At 72.1% G+C, this 21,580-nt stretch carries 18 protein-coding genes; 5 read left to right on the top strand and 13 right to left on the bottom strand.

What is annotated here, in order from left to right:
- Window positions 1-208: 208 nt before the first annotated feature.
- Window positions 209-424, bottom strand: a complete 216-nt coding sequence (locus ACIQ9P_RS37980; protein WP_402366720.1) for a hypothetical protein — start codon at window positions 422-424, stop codon at window positions 209-211.
- A 529-nt stretch (window positions 425-953) separates the two neighbouring features.
- Here ACIQ9P_RS37980 and ACIQ9P_RS37975 point away from each other — a divergent pair.
- From ACIQ9P_RS37975 to ACIQ9P_RS37965, 3 genes are all read left to right on the top strand, one after another.
- Window positions 954-1,373 (top strand): hypothetical protein, encoded by a 420-nt coding sequence (locus ACIQ9P_RS37975; protein ID WP_402366718.1) that lies wholly within the window; start codon window positions 954-956, stop codon window positions 1,371-1,373.
- Entirely contained in the window at window positions 1,370-3,514 is a 2,145-nt protein-coding gene (locus tag ACIQ9P_RS37970; RefSeq protein ID WP_402366715.1) for a hypothetical protein, read from the top strand. Before ACIQ9P_RS37975 ends, ACIQ9P_RS37970 begins: the two co-directional genes overlap by 4 nt.
- Before the next feature lie 86 nt (window positions 3,515-3,600).
- Window positions 3,601-4,299 carry a hypothetical protein gene (locus ACIQ9P_RS37965; RefSeq protein WP_402366712.1) on the top strand — a complete coding sequence of 233 codons (699 nt, stop codon included), beginning with the start codon at window positions 3,601-3,603 and terminating at the stop codon, window positions 4,297-4,299.
- Window positions 4,300-4,367: 68 nt separating this feature from the next.
- Here ACIQ9P_RS37965 and ACIQ9P_RS37960 read toward each other — a convergent pair whose 3' ends face one another.
- On the bottom strand, window positions 4,368-4,886 hold the full coding sequence (locus tag ACIQ9P_RS37960; protein ID WP_402366709.1) for a P-loop NTPase fold protein: 519 nt from the start codon (window positions 4,884-4,886) through the stop codon (window positions 4,368-4,370).
- Between the two features lie 324 nt (window positions 4,887-5,210).
- Between ACIQ9P_RS37960 and ACIQ9P_RS37955 the strand changes: the two genes are divergently transcribed.
- Window positions 5,211-5,579: a PPC domain-containing protein gene (locus ACIQ9P_RS37955; RefSeq protein ID WP_402366707.1), complete on the top strand. Its 369-nt coding sequence runs from the start codon at window positions 5,211-5,213 to the stop codon at window positions 5,577-5,579.
- Between the two features lie 146 nt (window positions 5,580-5,725).
- On the opposite strand, the gene ACIQ9P_RS37950 is transcribed toward ACIQ9P_RS37955, so the two are convergent.
- From ACIQ9P_RS37950 to ACIQ9P_RS37900, 11 genes are all read right to left on the bottom strand, one after another.
- Window positions 5,726-7,111, bottom strand: a complete 1,386-nt coding sequence (locus ACIQ9P_RS37950) for a M1 family metallopeptidase (protein WP_402366704.1) — start codon at window positions 7,109-7,111, stop codon at window positions 5,726-5,728.
- A gap of 110 nt (window positions 7,112-7,221) precedes the next feature.
- The gene (locus ACIQ9P_RS37945; protein ID WP_402366701.1) at window positions 7,222-7,722 is read right to left on the bottom strand and encodes a nucleoside 2-deoxyribosyltransferase; all 501 of its coding nucleotides are present in this window, start codon (window positions 7,720-7,722) and stop codon (window positions 7,222-7,224) included.
- Window positions 7,723-7,727: 5 nt separating this feature from the next.
- Window positions 7,728-8,366 (bottom strand): class I SAM-dependent methyltransferase, encoded by a 639-nt coding sequence (locus ACIQ9P_RS37940; protein WP_402366698.1) that lies wholly within the window; start codon window positions 8,364-8,366, stop codon window positions 7,728-7,730.
- Window positions 8,367-8,496: 130 nt separating this feature from the next.
- Window positions 8,497-10,386 carry a hypothetical protein gene (locus tag ACIQ9P_RS37935; protein ID WP_402366695.1) on the bottom strand — a complete coding sequence of 630 codons (1,890 nt, stop codon included), beginning with the start codon at window positions 10,384-10,386 and terminating at the stop codon, window positions 8,497-8,499.
- Window positions 10,387-10,564: 178 nt separating this feature from the next.
- Entirely contained in the window at window positions 10,565-11,818 is a 1,254-nt protein-coding gene (locus tag ACIQ9P_RS37930; protein WP_402366723.1) for an MFS transporter, read from the bottom strand.
- A gap of 5 nt (window positions 11,819-11,823) precedes the next feature.
- Entirely contained in the window at window positions 11,824-13,122 is a 1,299-nt protein-coding gene (locus tag ACIQ9P_RS37925) for an ATP-dependent carboxylate-amine ligase (protein ID WP_402366693.1), read from the bottom strand.
- Window positions 13,119-14,297, bottom strand: coding sequence for a DegT/DnrJ/EryC1/StrS family aminotransferase (locus tag ACIQ9P_RS37920; RefSeq protein WP_402366690.1), 1,179 nt, complete (start codon window positions 14,295-14,297; stop codon window positions 13,119-13,121). Before ACIQ9P_RS37920 ends, ACIQ9P_RS37925 begins: the two co-directional genes overlap by 4 nt.
- A complete protein-coding gene (gene blsG / locus ACIQ9P_RS37915; RefSeq protein WP_402366687.1) occupies window positions 14,294-15,466 on the bottom strand; it encodes an arginine 2,3-aminomutase in 1,173 nt (390 codons plus the stop codon). Before blsG ends, ACIQ9P_RS37920 begins: the two co-directional genes overlap by 4 nt.
- 71 nt (window positions 15,467-15,537) lie before the next feature.
- Complete coding sequence (gene blsF, locus ACIQ9P_RS37910) at window positions 15,538-16,449, bottom strand: CGA synthase-related protein (protein WP_402366684.1); 912 nt, start codon at window positions 16,447-16,449, stop codon at window positions 15,538-15,540.
- Window positions 16,437-17,438, bottom strand: a complete 1,002-nt coding sequence (gene blsE / locus ACIQ9P_RS37905; protein ID WP_402366681.1) for a cytosylglucuronate decarboxylase — start codon at window positions 17,436-17,438, stop codon at window positions 16,437-16,439. Before blsE ends, blsF begins: the two co-directional genes overlap by 13 nt.
- Before the next feature lie 44 nt (window positions 17,439-17,482).
- The gene (locus ACIQ9P_RS37900; protein WP_402366678.1) at window positions 17,483-18,652 is read right to left on the bottom strand and encodes a hydroxymethylcytosylglucuronate/cytosylglucuronate synthase; all 1,170 of its coding nucleotides are present in this window, start codon (window positions 18,650-18,652) and stop codon (window positions 17,483-17,485) included.
- A gap of 636 nt (window positions 18,653-19,288) precedes the next feature.
- On the opposite strand from ACIQ9P_RS37900, the gene ACIQ9P_RS37895 reads away from it, so the two are divergent.
- Window positions 19,289-21,289, top strand: a complete 2,001-nt coding sequence (locus ACIQ9P_RS37895; protein WP_402366675.1) for a hypothetical protein — start codon at window positions 19,289-19,291, stop codon at window positions 21,287-21,289.
- Window positions 21,290-21,580: the final 291 nt, after the last annotated feature.

The following is a 21,580-nucleotide window of genomic DNA, read 5'->3' as shown; positions in this document are numbered from 1 at the left end:
CCGTCACGTCAAAACGCGCCACGATCCCGAGTTCTACCAGACACACCAGCCCACAACCGAGCCACCACAAGATCCGAACCCTGAACAGCCCCTAGCCGACCGGCGTCCAGGCTCCCTACGCGCCCAATCGCCGGACGAGGCTGCCTCGTGGTGAGAGTTCCACTCGGAAAGTCTGAGGTGGCCTGGCCGCCACGTTTGGACGGCGGTTCTACGGTTCGTGATCGGAGTCCCGCGCTCCGCCCCCATTCTCCATATGCCGCTTCATGGCATCGTGGATATAAGGCACCTCATCCATGTGATACCGAAGTCTGACCAGCTGCCATGCTGTTTCAAGCGGCAATCCGCCCGTGAAGGTCCGCTGGAGGCGGCGCGCGCGCCAGCTGCTGATCGGAGCTAGGAGCCAGCGCACGGTGGTGACCTTCACTCCGGCAGTGTGGCATCTGGCATGGCCTTGACCAGTGCGAAGCGGTCATTTGTGTAAACGCCTGGCGTCGTCCGATGAGGCTTTGCGGGAGCCTGCGGGTGCGGCGAATGCGCTGGTCATGCTCCTGCAGTAGTGAGGCGTAGAACTGGATTGCCTGATGCGAACATGGGGCGTGAAGTTGCAGCGATGAACTCCTGGGGCTCGATAGAATTCGAACAAGTTTGTTATATCTATCGCCGGTCCGATTGATTGACCAGCTCGGGCCAGGCGAATCTTGCTCCACTGGATTTTCGCCGCCCGGAACTGCCAGTTCCGGAATCAAGGGGCCGTCAAATGGCTCGATTGTGCCGGGAGGCGTGTGCCACATCTGGCGATTGGCGGGCGTGTTGTGTCTGGGGCTCGCTAATTTCGCAGATGGGGTTTTCCTGAGGGTCGCCCCATGGCCGACCCTCGCGTTCCGTGGGGTGCAGTACCGGATCGTCCATGAACGAATGTTCGAGTCAAAATAGGGGGTTTGGTGTCAACACCGGTGGAACTGGCCGCGGCGGCCGCTGGCGCCTTCGCGGGGGCGATGGGTACCGATGTCTGGGCATACGTGAGGCAGCAGTGTGCACAGCTGTTCCAGCGGCACGGAACGCCGGATGAGCAGGCCATCCTGGTTCGGCTTGACGAGTTTCAGCAAGAATTGGCTGACCTGCCCGACGAAGATCGAGAGAGCGCCATCCAGTTCTACACGGGGCGTGTGGCAAGGGCGTTGCGGCCGCTGGCGGAGCGGAGCTCCGAAGCGGAGGCCGACTTGCGACAGCTGGTCGAAGAGCTTCAGAACGACCCGCGAGCGACGGGGGCCGGCGTGGTGATCAACAGCGGTCAGACGTTCAAGAACATCAAGACGGGTGGTGGCGACTTCACCGTTGTCGGGCGGGATCAGATCAAGGAGAGGAAGGCATGAATCCCTACGGAGTGCCTGGTCAGGACGCGGCAGGCGCGGCTCAGGCTCACCGCTCCTCCCCGTCTGAAACCAGTCCACCGGCCGTGAAACAACCTGCTGTCTCCAAGGAATTGCGGTCGGAGGTCGAAGAAGAGCTGGCTGTGACGGTGACGGAGAATGAGATCGGCGGTGATGTCAACATCGCGCGCCGGGATCTCTACGTCACGAAGTACGTTCAAGGACTGGCCCACCTTCGTCCCCGCCCGCTCTCGCGTGGGGACATCCTTCGCCGCGACCTGTTCGAGCCGCCTGGCGGCTTCAGGCAAGCGTCGCTCTTGCTTAAGCCGGAGCTCGGGCAGGGGAACGCCCACCACGTCCTGGTGCTTGTCGCCGAGCGGGGGACGGGCGGGCGTACGACAGCGTTGCGGCTGCTGGACGACTCCCTGCCGGACGATGCCCGGCTCTTCGAGTTGCTTCCCGACTGGGAGAGAGCCGACGTCGCGCTGATCCCGGAGGAGCCGAGCACCGGCTACCTGCTCAACCTCGCATCCGGCAGTGAGTTCCTGTCAGTTAAGTTCCGAGAGCAACTCACGCAGTACGCCTCCCGTGCAAGGAACGCCGGCACTTGGCTGGTAGTACTCGTAAGCCGTGAGGCTTGGGGGACGGTAGCCGAAGCCGATGGGCGAGCGTCCGTTGCCATCGCACCCGTGAACCGGCCAAGCGCCGCGGGAGTTGTGGAACGCAGATTGCTCGCCACACCCGCTACGGCAGACCGGGTCAAGTGGCTGAGCACGAGCGAGAGTGTCTTCTTCAAGCTGCTCACCCCGGAGACGGCCCCAGGGGAAGCGGAGCGGCTCGCTGGAATCATTGCGCGTGCAACTGGCCCCGACGACGACAACGCCCGTGCTGAGTACCAGAACTGGGAAGGCGTCGTCGAGCAATGGTTCAGCGGCGACGAGGACGGGGCCGCTCGGCCACGAGCTCTGCGGATCGCTGGTGCATTCCTTGATTGCTGCTCGGCGCGGGTAGTGCTGGACGCTGCCGACCAGCTCCTCGCGATGCCGCAAGTGAACTGGCCGACGCTGGTGGGTGGCCCACTGGCCGGTCCCGACGCGAGGAGCCGCTGCGGGGACGCGGACCTCGCCTTCCGGCCAGATGGCACGGCGTCCATCAGCCAGGACCGCCCCGGGATCGACCATGCCTTGCTGCGACACGTCTGGCACACCCGTCCTCAGCTCGTTCCCGTTCTGAAGGAGTGGCTGGGCCAGATCAGTGCCGCCAAGGGGATCGCCGAGCCCCATCGCGAGCGCCTGGCCGCCTCGCTGACGACACTTGCCGAATCCGAAGGGCCGAGCACCATCCTCGACCTCGTCGAGCAGTGGCTCGCCCAGGACGGACGCAAGAGCCTCGCGGTCAACGTCCTCGATGATCTCGCCGTGCACCCGGTCGTCGGGGCCGCCGTACGTGACAAGTTGCGGAACTGGGCAAAGGGCAAGACCCAAGCCGAGCGGCAGCATGCTGTGGTCGAGGTCTGTCGTCGGAAACTTGGCAGCGACTTCCCGCACATCGCGCTCACTCGCCTGCGTTACGTCCTCGACCAACCCGCGGATGAAACCACGACGCTCGCAGCCCTCAACGCCCTCGCCAGCATGCTTCGCGATCCTGTCCACGCTGCCCAGGTGCTGAATGCGCTCGTCGACTGGATGCCAGAGCCTGAGTCTGACGCAGTGGCTTCGGGTGCGAGCGCGATGACTTTCGTCGGGCTCTTGAACCTCGGCGGCACTGCCGACGATGACGATGCAGAAGCTGGCGCGGCCCTGCTACTTGATCTGCTCAATCGTGGGGGAGCTGAGGGGGAAGCCATCCGGAAGCTCCTCACTGACGGTTGGCGAGCCGCCTGGCGGAACCGGGGAAGCCGACCCTCAGCAGCTCTCGCGCTGGACAGCTGGTGTCGGGCAGCCGAGGCAGGCAAGATCCCAGCGGCGACCCTACGAGACGTGATCTCGGTCGTCTTCGAGGAAGAGGCTGACAGTCTCGGCGATGACCTCAACCACATCCTCGGTGGGGACAGCGAACTGCGACGTGGTCTTCGGCACCAATACGCGCAGGCCATTCGCGATGCCATGGCTGCACGTGCCCGCGCCGAGGCGCCGACCGAGTGAAGCGCTTTCGACTCTGGGGAGGTCGCTCAAGGCTGCCGTCTGGGGTGACCTCCCACGCCGACCACCTCCCGCATTCGTTCACGACCATGTTGAGCAGCGCACGTGGCGAACTTCGCTTCGAGGCGGTCATGTCGTACGGCTTCTCTGTGCCGGTCAACGTGGAGTTCGCTCCCGTCCACCCGCACGCACTCGCTCGGTCGTTGCTACGCGTCGAGGCCGAGCGCGTAAGCCGCAGGTTCCCGCCCCTGGAGACCGCCGAGGCGGAGGATGCGATCAACGCCAAGCTGGCGGCTCCTGTCGTGACAGATCCACGTCTCACTATCAGCGGCGTGGTCCGGCTCAGTTTGGATGCGGAGACGACGGAGTTCGCTCGCCAGGAGGAGCTCGCCGAACGCCGAATCTGGCTGGACGAGCAACGCGAGACAGCGCGGCTCATCGCGCTGCGCGAACGCCTCGCGAACGATGCTCTAGGTCTGACCTGGTGGATCGACAAATACGCTGACCTTCAGTTCGCTACTGGAGATCCGGAGGCGAAGGCAGAAGGGGTGATCCAAGCATTCACCGCGATACGAGCCGCGCTTCGGCGTGAACAGATCGAGCTCATGTCGAACGAAAGAGATTTGGTCTTAGCCAGGGTGGACGAGCTCCTGACGGCTTTGGAAGATCCGGGCACAGGTGCTCGGGCTGCTGGACTTCTCGAGCAACTGGTTCACATCCTCCACAGCGACGCTCATCAACCATCGGTCCGACAGCCTCGGGTACACCGAGAGCCGGACCCACGGTGAAGTCAGCCACTGGCGCAGGCTTGGGACCTACAGCGGCCGCCGCACCGGGGGTTAATGCGGAGCGCTTGTCAGCGCGTCCGGGACGCGGCGGAGGAACTCGGTGAGCACCGGACCGCTCGAGAACAGGGCCGCCGCCAGGGTAAGGACCAAGGCGGTGGCGCAGACGGCAAGGAACAGGAACACGAAGAGGCGATCAGCCGCCGAACGTCCCTGCCGCTGAGGCTGAAGGCGGCGCTGGACCTACCGGCGTAGAGGTCGGAGTGGAACGCGCTGTCCTTGATACCGAGCTCGGTGGCGACCGCACTGATGAAGTTCCTGCGCAGCGGGTTCTCCGCGTACTTGAACGCGTCGAACCGCACGAAGCTGTATCCCGACTTGCCGCGCAGCCGGTTGGTCAGGAGATTCGCGATGCCGCTCTTCCCGGACCCCCACGGGCCGTACAGGGCGATGTTGGTGGGGGCCGAAACGGTAGTAACGAGCTGTTCCAGCTGGTCGGCTATGTGCTCATGGGCCAGTTCGTCATCGTCCAGGACCGCGACCTCGCGGTCCTGGACAAGATCTCCACCGCGTAGCTGCTCATCGCTCACGTGCATCCGCCTGTCGCACCGAGGTGTGCCCTTGCACCCCGTTTGTTCGGTTGACCGACCAGGGTACGACTCGCCACTGACATTGATACCCGGTTCGGGCTGGTTGGCCTTGACCACCAGCAGGGAGTGGTCCTCCTCTCCTCCACGAGGAAGCAGATGCGGCCGCGATGAGGGTGCAGGGCGTCTGCTGTGAGGGTGACCCGGTCAGGTCGTAGGGCTGCTGCGTGCCAGATCCGTGCCAGAACGGGTGGTGAAGGGCGGACAGTGGCGGTCTATGGCGGGTGTCCGATGGAGTGTCTGGGGTGGTATCGGCGCAGGTCAGAAGTGCTTTTCGGCCCGAACGCCCAAAGATTCCCCAAGCTCACCGAGTGCGCGGGTGGTGACCTCCGCAAGCTCGACGGAAACTGCGGCCGGAGCGACCTGTCGGCGACCACCGGCAACTACGCGCACTTCTACCTCTGGGTGCCGCCGGGCACCCGCCAGATCCGGGTCACCAGCAGCGGGGGCACCGGCAACGGCGAGCTGTACTACAACCCCTACGGCTGGGCTTACACCAACGCGTACGTCACCCGGTCCGCGGGCCCGGACAACTCCGAGTCCCTCACCGTCACCGACCCGCCGGCGGGATACGTCTTCTTCAGCCTGTACGCCCAGCAGGGCTTCAGTGGGGTGAGCGTCACCAGCGAGTTCTGATCCCCTCCCGGCCGGGCGCCGCGCGCGCCCGGCCGGGCTCCCGCGCGGACCGTCCCGGCAATCGGTCGGGACGGTCCCGTCCGGTTCGTCGTGGTCGGGCCGGGTCGTGGTCGGGCCGGGTCGTGCCCGACCGCCGATCGGGAGGCTCAGCCGTCGATCCGGTGTTCGCGCCAGAACGGGGCGAGGTCGACCGGGGAGACGGCTTGGGCGGCGGCCTTGAAAGCGGCCGTGGTCGAGACGCCGTACCAGTGGGCCCGGGCGTAGTCGCGCAGCAGGGCGGCCATGGTGTCCTCGCCCAGTAGTCGGCCCAGCTCGTGCAGGGCGCAGGAGCCGTGGTCGTAGACGACGGCCTCGTACCGGTCGGGGTGCGCGTCCCAGTGGCTCATGGGCGAGGCCAGCCGCTCGTCCTCGGACTCCCAGCGCGGGGCCGCCGCGCAGTCGTCGTGGGCCTGGCCGAGGACGAGGTCGGCGGCGTACTCGCTGAAGGACTCGTCCAGCCAGGGCGCGCGGTACTGGTCGTCGCCGACGATGCCGTACCACCACTGGTGCGCCAGCTCGTGGACCAGCGCGAAGGGCTTGACCCGGTCGAGGACGAAGCCCGGGTACTCCATGCCGCTGAACCAGAAGGCGTTGTCGAGGACGACGGCCAGCTCGCCGTACGGGTAGGCGCCGAAGCGGCCGGAGAGCGCGTCGACCGCTCCGCCGGCGAGCTCCAGCATCCGGTGCGCCTCCTCGGCGGTGACGTCGGGGGTCGCGAACACACCGATCCGCACGCCGCCCGCCGACCGGCCGGTGAGCCGGGAGAACGGGCCGGCGGCCCAGGCGAAGTCGCGGGTGCGGCGGGCGGTGGCGGTGGTGAGGGTCCGGCCCGGCCCGCCGGGCGCGTCCACGGCGCTGCCGGTCGCGGGGACCAGCAGGCCGGAGGGGTGGTCCAGGGCGACGGACCAGTCGGCCGCGAGGGAGTAGAAGGACTCGCCGTTGCGGGTGTACGGATCGAGGTGCCAGCCGTCGTCGTCCAGGACGGCGAGCGTGGGCAGGGCGTTGCCGAGGAAGCTGTGGTCGCCGTCGTGGCCGAAGCGGTCGAGGCCCTCGGGGACGTCGATGGACAGCTCGAAGTCGAGGGTGCCGGACTCGCCCTGCCGCAGCGGCCGGGGCAGCGGCACCCGGAGCGTGGTGCAGTCCGCCGAAGCGGTACCGGCGAGGCCGGTCAGTCGGACGGCGGGCGCCGCGCACCCGCCGCGGGCGTTTCCCCAGAGCCGCAGGTACACCGCGGAGAGCGGCTCCGGCGCGACCTGGGTGAAGGCCACCCGCTGATGGCCCCGCCAGGCGGCACCGGTCGCGTCGGCGCGCAGCGTCACGGTGTGGCTGACAGCCGCCGGGGTGCGCGGGCCCTCGCCGGGCGTGCGGGACCCGGTGGGCGTGCGGGACCCGCCGGGGTGGTGGCCGGGCGGGGCGGCGGCCACCACCGACAGGAGCGCGGCGAGGACGGCGAGGACGGCGAACGGGGCTCGCGGCCCGTGACGGCGTCCCATCGGTCGTCGTGGCTCCTGTCGGTGGTGGTGCGGGTGGTGTGGGTGGTGCAGGCGGTGGTGGCCGGTGGCCGGTCGGGACGGTGAGGCAGGGTGAGGCAGGGCGGGGCGAGTCAGGCGGGCCGGGCGGTGCCGCGGTGGCGGGCCAGGACCCGCTGGACGGCCCGGTCGACGGCGGGCAGGGCGGCGGCGAGGTCGGTGTAGACCACCTCTTCCACCTCCGCCACCGTGTGCAGCCCCTGGACCAGGAAGGTGTACTCCCGGCCGCGCTCCAGCAGGAGCACGATGGGCTTGCCGAAGGCGCTGGCCCAGCCGATCTCGATGTGGGTGCCCGGGGAGGCCGGGGAGCCCGGCAGGGCGACGAAGAGCTCCGCCTTGCGGATCTCCTCCTGGTCGAGGGCGGTGCACTGCTCGGGGCGCATCAGTTCGGCGCCCCAGGCTTCCCGGCGGTGGGCGTTGTGCACGGCGATGCCCTGCGACTCGAAGTGCTTGATCAGCAGATCGAACGGCTCCCGGGCACCCGGCGGCATCTCGCCGGTCTCCGGGTCGAGCAACTGGATGAACGGCCCGGCCAGGAACAGGGTCCGGGGCGGGGCGGCGAGGTCGGTGGTCATGGCGCTCAGTCCTTGAGGAAGCACTGGATGTAGGCGTCACCGCTGGTGCCGTGGGTGTACTCGGTGGTGTCGTACGCGGTGTAGGGGTGGCGCTCGACGCGGATCGAGCGGAAGTGCGGGGTGTACTGCCAGCGCAGTTCGGGCTTGGTGCTGAAGAAGGGGATGAACACCCCGCCCGGGCGCAGCACCCGGACCACCTCGGGCATGGTGCGGGCCCACAGCGCGGTGTCGGTCCACACCTCCATGTCGAGGGCCGGGTCGAAGAAGATCCCGTCGACGCTCTCCGAGGGCAGCTCGAAGATCCGCTGGAAGAAGTCCCCGCGCTCGACGGTGAGGTTGTCGGGCACCTCCGGGTGCGCGGCGCGGAACAGGTCCTCGACCTCGTCGAAGAGTTCCAGCACGGTGTGGCTGCGGGTGGCCGGGTTCTGGGCGATCCGCAGCGCGGACAGGCCGAGGCCGAGTCCGACCTCGTAGAAGTCGCGGCCGTACTCGCAGAGCATGTCGGCGCTCGCCCACATGAGGTCGCGCTCCCATGCCTGCATGGCCTGCTCTCCGCCGATGCTGAGGGTCACCTCGCCGTTCTGCTCGATGAGCTGGATGTCGGGCTTGGCGCCGGGCGCGGTGCTCGTGTCGGTACTGGTCATGGCAGTGGTCTCCTCGGAGTCGGGTGCCTTCGGAGTGCGGGGTCGGGGCGGCGGGTGACCGGGCCGGTGAGGGCAAGCCGGTCGGGTCGGGGCCGGTGGGGTCGGGCCGGTGGGGTCGGGGCCGGTGGGGTCAGCCGGGCAGGACGCCGAAGTGGCGCCGGGCGGTGGAGACGGCCAGGTCCTGGACGGCGAACACGGTGAAGTAGTACGCCTGCGGGGCGGTGGCCGGGTCGAACCGGACGCGGAACCCGACGTCCGTCGGCTGTCCGCCGACGGCGCGGACCTTGGCGTGCTCGGGTTCGACCGTGGCGTCCGCGCGCAGGTAGCCGGGGACGAACAGGCCGAGCCGGACGGGGCCGCTGCGGGCGGCGGTGAGTTCGGCACGCACCTCCAGGACGCCGCCCTGCCGGACCTCGTCGGCGCTGTGGGCGAGCAGCGAGGGCGCCTCCGGGAGCCGGAAGGTGACGTCCCCGCAGCGCATGCAGACGGCGCAGACGGTGTCGAGGATCTGCGGGAGCAGGCCGCGCCGGGTGAACTCCTGGGCCGGGCGCCCGCAGTGACAGGTCACCTCGCGCACCTCGGGGTCCAGCGAACTGCGGTCGCCGAAGTGCGCCGGATAGTTCATCAGCTCGTCCTCGGGGTCCGCCGCGACCTGCCCGGCGAGCACGTGGTCGAGCGACTGCAGGTCGGCGGTGAGCGAGGCCCGGATCTCGTCGGCGGACTGGTCCGCGAGATGGGTGGGCCGGGCCACCCAGAGGTCCACCTTCCGGGCCAGCTTGGTCAGCCGGGGCCGCAGGGCGTGGTTGTGCGGCAGGAGTTCGGAACCGAGCAGGGCGTTCAGCCGGCGGCCGACGGTGAGCAGCAGCGGGTCGGGCCGGTGGTCGACCGGCTCGGGCGCGGGCGCGGTGGAGTCCGGCAGGCCGAACCGCAGGAAGGCCGGGTACGGGTGCGATCCGGCCAGGCTGGCGTTGAGGGTGTCGACGGTGTCGCCGCCGGTGAGGGCGGCGCGCATCCAGGCGACGTTCTCCGGTCGGTCCGAGTCGTGCACCGAGACGGCGGCGACCACGGTGCGGGCCGGGCCGTCCAGCGCGTTGAGCAGCAGTTGGTACTTCGGGTCGTACAGCGCCAGGTCGGCCAGCGGGCCGCTGTTGCAGGCGCTGAGTACCACCTCGACGGCCGGTACCCGGTGCAGCGGGACGAGCTTGTCCTCGGGCTTGTAGCAGGGCAGTCCGTAGGAGCAGCGCGGACCGAGCAGTCCGGGCCGGGCCTCGGCGGCCGGGCTGAGGCCGCAGATGGTGAACTCGCCGAGGTTGACGCTGTCGTCCTTGCCGTGGCCCTGGAAGGCGACCTTGCGCCAGCGGGTGCCGAGGATCGCGGCCTGGATGTCGACCCGCTCGAAGTCCCGGTCGTCGTGGACCTGGACGCCGGGCAGGTGCGGCGGCCGGTCGGTGTCGGTGAACAGCCCGACGGCGCCGATCGCGGCCGCCGGCCGGGCGTACTGCTTGGCGACGCTCCAGGCGAGCGAGGCGGCGTCGCGCCCGCTGAGCAGGGTGAGGGTGTGGGTGCGGCTGCGGTAGGTGGCGAACAGCAGCGAGCGCACCGGGTCGAGGGTGAGGTGGTCGTAGCCGCCGACCAGCAGCAGGCTGCCGGGATGGTCGCGGAGGAAGGCGGCGGTGTCGGCGAGCCGCTCCTCGGGCAGCCACTCGGCGGCCAGTGGTCCGGCCAGCTCGGCGAGCCCGTCCGGGAGCCGGTCGGCGCCGAGGACGATGCCGAGATCGAGTGGCCGGGGGCGGTGGAGGGCGTCGTACAACGGCTCGGCGAGGTCGAGGCTCTGGACCAGGTCCGCGCGGCCGTCGACCGGGACCGGGACGCCGACGCTGCCCGGGGCCGGTCCGGGGGAGGCGTCCGGAGCCTGGCGGGAGTCGGCCGGGGAGGCGTCCGGGGAGGCCAGGAACTCCTTGACGGCCGAGGGGAACTGGGCGAGCTTGACGGGCCGGAACAGCCGGCCTTCGGGCTTCATCGTCGGTGACCTCGTGGGCGGGAGGGGAGTGGTGGACGGACGGCGGCGGACCGGCGACGGCACCGGACCGGTGCGGGGCACCGGTCGACGGGCGGCGCCGGGCCCGTGGCCCGCGGTGGGCGGGGCGGAGGCGGCGGCCGGGCCTGCCGGGGTCCCGACGCGGGGGCGGGGCGGCCGGTCACGCGGCGCACTCCGCGGCGGCCGGGGCGGTGGTGACCCGGTCGAGCAGCGGGCGGACGGCGAAGGCCAGCACGGCGGCGCCCAGCGCGACGGCGAAGGCGACGGCGAACACCCCGCGCGCGCCGAGCGGTTCCACCAGCAGTCCGCCCGCCTGCTGGCCCACCGCGTCACCGAGCACGGTGGCCAGCGACGCCCAGGTGAAGGCTTCCGCCAGCGAGCCGTTCGGGGCCACCACGCCGACCAGGGTCATCTCCACGGCCGACACCAGCGCGATCGGCGCGCCGCCGACGGCCAGGGCGAGGGCCAGCAGCGGCTGCGAGCCGGCCGCCAGGGTCAGACCCGTGCCCAGCGCGTAGGCCAGGACCAGGCGCGGGAACCGCACCGCCGCCGGGACGTCGGACTGCGAGCGCCCGAGCCAGATCGCGCCCAGTGCGCTGCCGACGCCCCAGCAGGCGTAGACGACACCGGTGCCGCCGGGTGAGCCGTGCGCGGCCACGAAGGCCGGGATGCCCAGGGTGAGCAGCCCGATCGGCACGGCGCTGGCCGCCATCACGGCGGTGAGTGCCAGCATCGCCGGGTTGCGCAGCGGTCCGAGCAGGTCGCGCCGCCCGGTGCCGGGCTCGGGGTCCGTCCCCGGCGGGAGCCGGACCAGGGCCAGCCCCAGCGCGCCCGCGCCGCCGAGCGCGGCCACGACGGTGACGGCCAGCGCGGCCGAACCGGTCAGCATCAGGGCGGCCAGCATCAGTGGCGCCCCGATCACCAGGACCTCGGTGAGGATCGCCTCCCAGAGGTAGGCGGTGTCCCGCTCGGTGTCGGCCAGTGGCAGCCGTGCCCAGAGCGAGCGCATGCAGGCGTTGGCCGGCGGCAGGGCGATCCCGGCGGCGGTGGCGGCGGCGAGCTGCCCCCAGGAGCCGGGCCGGGTGGCCCAGGCCGTCACGGCGAGCGCCGCCGGGTAGCAGAGGCCGGTGACGAGCAGCACCGGCCGCCGGCCGGCGCGGTCCAGTCGCCGGGCGACCAGCGGCCCCCCGACCGCCATCCCGGCGGTGTAGAGCGCGCTGGTCAGGCCCGCCTGGGCGAAGCTGCCGCCCTGCTCGCGGACCACCAGCACGGTGGCCAGCGACATCAGGTAGACCGGCAGCCGGCAGACCAGGCTCCACCCCGCCACCGCGGGCACGTGCGGGCGGCGCAGCAGTGCGCCGACGCGGTCGGCCAGGGTGTCCCGTTCGGGGGCGGTGGTGTTCACCTGGTTCACCTGGTTCAACGGGCTCCTTCCCGGACGGAGGCGGCAACGGGGGTGTGGGCGACGGCGGGGTCGGGCGAAGGGGTGGGGGCGACGGCGGGGGCCAGGTCGATCACGAAGGCGCCGAGCACCTCGCGCATCCGCCGCTCCACCTCCTCGATCGAGGCCCCGACCACGTGCACGTAGCCCGAGGCGTTGTGCGAGGCGCGTCGGGCGGAGACCGTGTCGCCGACCCCGACCTTGAGAACGGCGTCGACCACCCCGGGGACACGCAGCAGTTCCTCCGCCGGGGTGATCCGGCGGACCGTCCCGGAACCCGGCAGTGGGAGCAACAGGTCGCCCGCGCACCGTCGCTGACGATAGCTCAGGTCCGGCGCGAGGCCGCGGTAGACGTCCAGGGTGGCCCCGAAGACGTCGAAGCCGTACGCGTGCCCGTGGTTGGCCGGGATCTCGCAGCCGGCCAGCCGCAGCCCGATCTCACCGGCGTACAGCTCGCCGTCGACGAGGAAGAACTCCATGTGCGCGTAGCCGTGGTCGATGTCCATACCGGTGACGACGGTCTGCAGCAGCGCCCGCAGGTCCACCGGTGGCGCCTCGTCGGTGCCCACGCTGATGTTGGCGTTCATCGCGCCGTCGACGATGTCCAGCGGACGGCAGGGCATCGCGCTCGGCCAGGCGTCCAGGACCTCGCCCCGGTGGACGACCGCGCAGACCTCCCACTCGGTGCCGCCGAGGAACTGCTCCACCATCCAGTCCCGGGTGGTGAGGTCGAGACCGGGCAGCGCCTCGGGCCCGTCCAGCCGGTGGGTGTCCACGCAGGCGAAGGAGTCCACCGGCTTGAGTACCAGCGGCCAGCCCTGCTCGGCGGCGAAGGCCGTGATCCCGGCGGCGTCCCGGATCCGGGTGAACGCGGCGGTGCGCAGGCCGAGTTCGCGGAAACGCTGTTTCATCGCGGCCTTGTCACGGACCCAGGCCACCTGCCGCGCGGTCAGGTGCGGCAGCCCGGTGAGGGCGGCGAAGCGCTGGGCGAGCGCCTGCCGCGGCTCGGACGGGTTGCAGAACCGCGCGGGCGCGACGGGGAGTTCGGCGGCGGCCCAGGCGCGGTAGCGCTCCGCCTCCCGCTCCAGCGGCTCCCCGGCCCGTACCCAGAAGGCGGGCAGGTGGGCGGTGCGGCGCAGGTGCTCCTCGGAGAGGTCGGCGCGCAGCTCCTCGAAGCGCAGCAGCACGAGGTGCTCGGGGAGCGTGCGGGCCGCGTACCGGGTGAAGGTGGACGGCCGGTCGTCCACCATGAGCAGCACCGGGCCCGTGCCGCTCACACCGTCTCCAGGACGCGGCGGATCGCCTTGACCGAGGCCGCCTGCTCGGCCTCCGTCAGCTCGGGGGAGAGCGGCAGGCACAGGGTGCGGTCCAGCAGGTCGCGGGTGCGGGCGAAGCCGTCCCGGCTGAGCTGGAGCGGCCCCTCGGGGGCGTGGTTCCAGGGGAAGCCGTCGGCGTACAGCGAGCGGCGGCCGGTGAGCACCGGGTGCTCGGGCAGCAGGTACTTGCCGAGCGTCCAGTGCGCGATGCCCTCGGCGGTGAGCGCCGCCACGGCGGCGTCCCGCAGCTCCCGGGACTCGCAGCGCAGGCGCATGCTCACCTTGACGTCGCCGCGGGCGCGCGGCAGCGGCCGGATGTCCGCGCGGCCGGGCAGCTCGGCCAGCGCGATGCCGTACATCCGCTCCAGCCCGGCCAGCACCTCGTCCAGGTGCCGGAACTGCTGGCACTGGACGGCCGCGACCTCCTCGCTGGTGACGAAGTTCTCGCCGAAGTGGGCGTCCTGGTCCCAGGTCGGGTAGTGGCCGGGCACCCGCGCCGAACCGTGGTCGTGGTAGCAGCGCATGGTGGCCGCGGCCCGGTCGTCACCGGTGACCACCAGGCCGCCCTCCCCGGAGGTGAGCACCTTGTTGTGGTGGAAGCTGAACACCCCGGCGTAGCCGACCGTGCCGACCTCGCGGCCGTCCGGGAACCGGCCGCCGAGGGTCTGCGCGCAGTCCTCGATCAGGTGGGGCACACCCTCCGGGAGCGCGGCCACCGAGCCCTCCATGTGGGCCACGATCACCCGCCGGGCGTCCGGCGGCAGCAGGGTCCGGTCCAGGGCGAGCGACTCGTCGGCGTCGACCAGCACCGGGATCAGCCCGCAGGACAGCACCGCTCCGGCCACGGCGACGAAGGTGACCGCCGGGATGTACACCGGATCGCCGATCGAGGGGCGGGTGGAGATCAGCGCCAGCCGCAGCGCCTCCGTGCAGTTGTGCACGGCCAGCGTGTGGGCGACGCCGAGCCGCTCGCTCACCCGGCGCTCCAGCCGGGAGGCCATGCTCTCCTGCTCGGTCTGGTAGCGGAACAGCACCTGGTGGTCGATCACCTCCTTGAGCTCCGCCATGTCGGACCAGTCGAGGTAGTTGGCGCCGTAGGGGAGGAAGCGCTGGCCTTGCCGCTGGTGGAGGGTCATCGGGCGTCCGTCTCCGTGATCGGGTGCGTCGTGGCGTCGACGTGCAGCTGCTGGCCGCGGAAGTTGTGCAGCAGCAGCCCGCCGTCGGGCGTCTCGGTGAAGGAGGGGCGGGAGACCGGGATCTTGCCGATCTTCGTGGTGAGGACGTACTGCGGGACGCCGAACCCGGTGATGTGGCCCTGGAGACCCTCCATGATCTCCCAGCCCTTCTCGACCGAGGTCATGAAGTGCGCGACGCCGGTGACGTTGTCGCAGTGGTACAGGTAGTACGGGCGGACCCGGATGCGCAGCAGCTCGGTCATCAGCCGGCGCATGGTCGGGACGTCGTCGTTGATCCCGCGCAGCAGCACGGTCTGGTTGCCGACGGGGATGCCGTGGCGCAGCAGCCGGTCGACGGCGGCGGCCGACTCGGGGGTGATCTCCTTGGGGTGGTTGAAGTGGGTGTTCAGCCACACCGGGTGGTAGCGGGAGAGCATCGTGCAGAGGTCCTCGGTGATCCGCTGCGGCAGCAGCACCGGGAAGCGCGAGCCGATCCGGATGATCTCCACGCTGGGGATGGCGCGCAGCCCGGCGACGATCTCCTCCAGCCGCCCGTCCTGGTAGGAGAGCGGGTCGCCGCCGGTGAGCAGCACGTCCCGGACCTCCGGGTGCTCGGCGATGTAGCGGAGGTCCTCGTCGTAGGCGCCGCCCTCGTCGTCCCGGAAGTAGCTGCCCTGGAGGTCGGTGGTGTGGAACTTGCGGGTGCAGTGCCGGCAGTACACCGGGCAGCTCTCGGTGACGAGCAGGATCACCCGGTCCGGGTACTTGTGCACCACCCGGTTGGTGCGCCGGTAGAGGGTGTCGCCGACCGGGTCGACCTCGGCGCCGGGGAACTCCAGCAACTCCTCGGCGGCGGGCACGGCCTGCTGGCGGACCGGGCAGAGCGGGTCGTCGGGGTCCATCAGCGAGGCGTAGTAGGGCGTGATGCTCCAGCGGTAGCGGCCGGCCACCCCGGCGATGGCCCGCTCCTCGTCCTCGGTGAGGTTGATCCACTCCCGGGCCTTCGCGGCGGTGTTGACGCGCTTGCGCATGTGCCAGCGCCAGTCGTCCCACTCGGCCCCGTCCGGGGCGGGCCTGGCCGGGGGCGGTCCGGTGGTGTCTTCGCGGTCGGTGGGGGCGGCGTGGGACATGGTGTGGCTCCCTACGAAGGGGGGACGTCGGCCGGCGGCGGTGGGCGCGGCGACCGCGGCGGGAGTGGCGACTACGGCGGCGCGAGCAGGAGTTGGCGGACGGTACGGGCGACGCCCTGCGCGCCGCGCAGATCGTCGAGGCCGGGGCCGACGGCGCCCCACTGCTCCTCGGCCGGGGGCGGCTGCCAGAGGTCGGGATCGGTGGGGTCGGTGGCGACGGGCACCGGGACGAGCCGGGTGACCCGCTCGGCGAGGTCCCGCTGGGCGGCGCCGAGCGCGGGGAGGAAGGCGAGCGGCGCGCGCCGGGCCTGGGCCAGCGCGACGGCGGCCAGGGTCGGCGAGGCGAGCAGGAGTTCGGCGCGGGCGTGCAGGTCGTCGGCGTCGGCCGCGGCCGCCTCGTCGACCGTCACCCCGGGCAGTCGGGCGGTGGCGTCGCGGACCCGGTCCAGCCCGGTGTCCCCGACCACGGCGCAGGAACCGGTGCGGCGGACGGCCTCCCGGACGAGCGCGGGCAGCGGCCCGGCGGCGAAGGCTTCGGCCTCCGGTGGCGGGACGTCCCAGAACGAGAGCAGCAGCAGGGTGCCGCGCCGCTCCCGTCGACGGCTCAGCCGGACCGGCGCCAGCAGCCCGGTGGGCCGGTCGCCGCCCGGGTGCTCCAGCCAGCCCGGCCACTGGGCGCGGGCGAGCAGCCGGTCGGCGGAGAGCGGGGCGAGGGCGGCGCCGGGGGCCGAGCGCAGGTGCAGCACCGGCACTCCGAGCCGGGCGAGACGCGCGGTCGTCGCCTCCTCGTCGCAGACCAGGGCGGCGCCGGGCAGGGCGTGACCCCGCAGCACGTGCCCGTTGTCCGTCGACCGGGGCAGGTCGCCGAGGTGGGCGGCCACCCGGCGCAGCGCGAGCACGGAGTCCAACTGCTGCTCGCGGCAGGCGAGCAGCACGGTGGGGCCGGTGGCCGGCCCCACCGTGCCGGTGGTCAGTACCGCCACGGTGCCACCTCTCCGAGCCGGGCCACGTCGTCGCTGTAGCCGGCCGCCGTGGTCGAGCACCCGCTGCACACCAGCGGACCCTGCTCACGGAAGTGGTCGACGTGCTCCCGGAAGGCCGGGGTGTCCAGCAGCAGGACGCCGTTCTCGCGGATCGGCGCGCCCCCGGGGCCGTCGGCGTCCTCCCGGTGCGGGATGCAGCTGCAGGCGTGCATCCGGCCGCGCCGCCCGTCGATGTAGATGACGTCGTCCGTGACGTGGCAGAGTGGCAGCGAGGCCCGGGGCGGGGTGGACTCCTCGAAGTAGCGCCACTGCTCCTCCGGGGTGTCGCCGTAGAAGCGCTTGCCCATCGGGACGAGCGCGCTCTGCGGACCGGCCTCGTAGAGCGGGTCGCAGACCGCCCGCACGTGGTCGGGGTCCGGGTAGCGGATCGAGCGGTCCAGCTTGAGCGCGGACAGCTCCCACTGCCGCACCCCGGCCTCCGTCAGCACCCGCCGGAGCTCCGGCATCTCGGTGTAGTTGTGCGGCCCGACCACGGTGTTGACGCGCGGCAGCACCCCCAGCCCGTCGGCCAGTCGCAGGCCCCGCAGTCCGGCCTCGAACATCCCGGGGGAGCGGCGGTAGGTGTCGTGGGTGGCCGCCGAGGCGCCGTCCAGGCTGACGATCACCTGGGCCAGCCCGGCCGCGGCGAGGTCCTTCACGAGTTTCGGCAGCAGCGAGCCGTTGGTGATCAACGACATCCGCATGCCCGCCTCGGCGCCGGCGCGCACCAGCTCCACGACGTCCGGGTGCATCAGCGGCTCGCCGCCGGTGAAGCGGACGTACCCCACCCCGGCGGCCCGGGCCTGCGGCAGCAGCTCGGCGAAGTCGGCGCGGGAGAAGCGGAAGGTGTCGCGGGAGAGGGCGAAGTCGCACATGAAGCAGTCGGCGTTGCAGGCTTCGAGGATGCGGATGAACAGGTAGCGAGCGCGCGTCGGCGTGGTGGCGGACACCCGGACCCTTTCGTCGTCGGTGATGCTCGGACCGGTCGGACACGTCAGCGGGCGGGGCCGGCGGCCCCCAGGACTTCGACCAGCACGTCGGCGACCTGGGCCGCGCCGCCGGTCCCGACCTCGGCCGTCAGCGCGCCCCAGTCGGTGCCGGGCTCCAGCTCCACCCGGCGCAGCGCCTCCGCGACCCGGCCGCGCACGGTGGCGGTGGTGGCGCGCCGGTACTGTTGGGCGGCCCGGGCGATGCCGCCGTAGATGAGGTCGAGCGCCCGCCCCTCGCCGCCCGTCCGCAGGGCCAGCGCCTCGTCCTCGGCGAACACGTCCTTGGGCCAGACGACGCGCGATCCGCCGCCCACGGCCCGCTCGTGGAAGCGGCCGTTGAAGATCTGGCTGAGGTTCTGCGGCGGCAGGCAGACCGTCGGCACGGCCAGCCGACCGGCCTCCAGCAGCGTGGTCAGACCGGGGGAGGCGAGCAGGACGTCGCACTCGGCGAGGCGGCGGAGGAAGTCCTCGTGGGAGAGCGCGCCGACCGTGGTGGACGCCGGCACCGGACAGGAGTCCACCAACTGCCCGGCCAGCCAGGCCGGGAGGTTCCCGGCGACGTGCACCTCCTCGGCCCCGGACGCGGCCAGTGCCTCCAGCGCGGCGGGCAGCACCAGCTGCGGATAGCTCGCCCAGTCGTCGAGCTGGGGCGCGCGCAGCCCGCCCAGGCTGATCAGCGCCCGGCGCGGCCGCGGTCCGGGAGCCGCGCGGCGGTCGGCCCCGCCCCCGGCGATCACCGCGTCCACCCAGCGCAGCCGCCGCACGTCGGCCAGTACCCCGGTGCACTCCGGCGGCAGGTCGACGCACCGCTGCGCGCAGTAGACCTCGGCGTCCAGGGGGAGTTCGGCGCGGTCCCCCTCCGTCCACAGGAACGGCAGGCTGTCCACGAACACCACCGGGACCCCGCAGTCGCCGAGCGCCCGCGCGAGCCGGCCGTCGAGCACCACCAGCGCCGCCGCGACCCGCTGCTCCCGGACGATCCGGGCCAGCTCGCGCTCCGGCTCCGGGTCCGGAAGGTCGAACCAGCGCTCCACGGGCGAGCCCGCCAGCACCGGCCGCCCCAGCCCCGAGGCGAGTCCGACGAATCTCGTCCGCTCGCCGCCGCGGGCCTGCAGGGCGGCCAGCACCGCACTCAGCTTCCCGGAGCTGCCCCAGCCGAAATCCACCCCGGCCACGGCAACCGTCCGACCCGTTCCACCCACCCGCATCCGCCCCGCCTCCCTCCCGCGCCGGCCCGTCCCGGTCAACCGCTGCGCCCTGTTGCGCATGCTTCGTAGTCTTAGCACCCCGGCAGGACGGGATGGTTGGTCTGCTGACGGATTGGTCCGCTACTCCACCCCGTCAGGTGAACTTCGTCATCACCGTGTTGACGCAAGGCCGTTGACGCCCCCTCCGGTCGCGCTTCGGGCGCGCGTCCCGCGGCGGTGTCGACCGCCGCCGCGGGTCGGGGGTCGCCGCCCCGGGTGGGCGCGTCCGCGTCCGCGGGCGGTGTCGCGCGGGTCGCGGGAGTGCTCCGTCGCGCCCCCGCGCGCCCCCGGCGGGCGGCTTGTCGCCCCCGGGGCGCGCGAGTTCAGTGAAGGAGCGTGCGGTGTCGATTCCGCGCCGCCCCGGCCTCCCGGGGCGGCGAGTGCGGGGCAAAGCTTCAGCGGCGGGGACATGACATCTTGATGATCGCGACCTGTGAAACGTCACATAGCACCAGGAGACGCCCTCCGCCGACTGCTAGCTTCCCGCTGCCGGAGCCGCCGGTGACCCCGGTCGGCCACAAGTCGGCACCACCAAAGCACCGTTGACACGAAGGGACCCTCCACGTGACCGTGCGCAAGCTGACGCTGTCAGCCGCCGCCACCACCACCGTGCTCCTCCTCTGCGGCAGCATCCTCGGCGCGACCTCGGCCACCGCGGCCGGCGCGACGCCCACCACACCCACCGCGACGACCGCGATCACCGCGGCGGGCCCCTCCGCCCCCGCGCGGGCAGCCGCCGGTGCGCCCGACGCTCCCGGCATCCCGACGACGCTGGCACCCCCGGCCGCCGGCAGTACCTCCGAGGCCACCGTGGTGCGGCCGGCGCAGGGCAGCGCGCCCGCCACCACCACCGCGGCCCCGGCGCTCGCGCTCTCCTCCTACGACCCGCAGGCCGGCACCGCCGTACTGGCCCCGGCCGGGACGGGAAGCGCCGAGTCCGCGCCCGCCGCCGAGTCCGTCGCCGGCGCCGTGCCCGCCGCCGTCCAGCCGGGCCAGCTGATCGACAGTCCGCCCACCCGGGCCGCCCCGCACGGCGCCCTGGTCGCCGTCACCGGTGTCCGGCCCGCCGCGGACGGCACGGTGGCCGTCACCACCCGCCCGGCGACCCTCCCCGAGCTGCTCGGCGCGAGCAGCGCCGACCTGCACAGCGCGATAAGCCCCGCCGCCTTCGAGGTCAAGCCGTGGATCAGCGGCCTCCAGGTCACCACCGACCTCGGCCCGACCTCCGGCGGCGGCTCGGTCTCCGGCGGCCTCGGCCTGAGCGCCGACGCCACCGTCCCGCTGCCGGGCGGCTCCTCGGTGAGGCTCTCCGGATCGGTCGAGCTCCACCCGGCCGTCGACTTCTCCTACCGCGGCGGACTCGGCCTCGTCGACCCCGAACAGGCCCGGATCGGCTTCACCCTCGGCGCCCACGCGGACTGGCACGTCGCCGCCGCCCTCACCGGCGGCACCGGCCCGGTCCGGATCGCCCTGGCCTCGTACAGCGCCAGCCCGGTGGTCATGGTCGGCGTCCTGCCCGTGGTGATCAACCTGGCCTTCACCCTCTACGCCGACGTCAGCGCCGACGGCACCGTCACCCTCGACGCGGAGCAGGCGTACGACGGCACCTGGGGCGTCCACTCCGACTACGTCAAGGGCCCGGGGTGGACCACCACCACCGACCCCGGCAGCTCCACCGTCTCCCCGCTGCGTCTCGACCTCCGGGGCTCCGCCACGGCGAAGGCCGGGCTGCTGGCCGAAGCCTCCGTCGCCCTCTACGACACGGTCGGCGTGAAGGCGTCGATCGAGCCCTACCTGCGGGTGGCGGTGAACGGTTCGGTGGTGCTGGACGCCACCCACCCCGAGCCCGAGGTCAACGGAACGCTCGCCCTGTACGGCGGACTCGACATCAACGGGGCGCTGATGGCCCGGCTGGTGATCCTCGGCACCCCGGTCCTCGAACAGGACCTGCCGTTCCTGGCCTTCCACCGCGAGTGGCCGATCACCTCCTGGAGCGCCGGTCAGTCCCCGGTGCCGCTGGTGAACTGGACCACGCTCAGCGCCGGCGTGATCGACGACAACCAGTCCACCTACTTGCGGACCCGGCCGGACTGGGACCCCTACGCCCTCAAGGCGTCCTGCCCCGACGGCACCCGGCTGCTGGGCCTCGCCCACGGCAGCGACAACGGCCTCTGCAGCGACGTCACCCGCGCGAACCTCTGGGACGCGAACCACGGCTACGTCGTCGACCACGGCGGGACGTACGTGACCGGCGACTGGGCGCCGGGCTACACCAAGGCCCAGTGCCCCGCCGACTCCTTCGTCTCCGGCTACAGCCGCAACGGCCGGACGCTCGGCGTGCTCTGCGCCGAGTCCGCCACCCCGCTCGGCACGGCGAGCCGCACCCTGTGGTTCGACAACGGCGACAACCGCCCGACGGTGGCCGGCGGCGGTGACTTCGCGTACGGCTTCGGCAAGGGCCAGTGCGCGGACGACGAGTTCGTCGCCGGCGTGGCTTACGGCCAGCCGTGGTGGCAGCTCTGGGCGGCGCGGCCGTACGCGCTGCTCTGCAGGAAGCTCGCCTGAGCCCGTACGGCTTCCGGTAGGACGCCGGAACGGCCCGGGGCCGGTTGCCGCCGACGCCGCCGGCCCCGTGGCCGCCCCCGGCGCGTCGGTACCACCGGGCGGGGGGCGGTCCGTCGACGCCGCGCAAGCCGGGCTCGCCGGATCGCCGGATGGCCGAGGGAAGAATTCTTGCCCCGGCCGACCCCGTCCGACCCTGCCCGTTCCGCCGACCGGCGCAGGTCGGCCACGTCAACTCATGGGCACTGCAGGACAGTTGCCGAGGGGCTGGCATTGTCCGCGAGCGGTCCCGCG

Source organism: Kitasatospora sp. NPDC094019 (genome assembly GCF_044764505.1).
GTDB lineage: Bacteria > Actinomycetota > Actinomycetes > Streptomycetales > Streptomycetaceae > Kitasatospora.
This window is presented reverse-complemented; position numbering and strand designations above follow the sequence as displayed.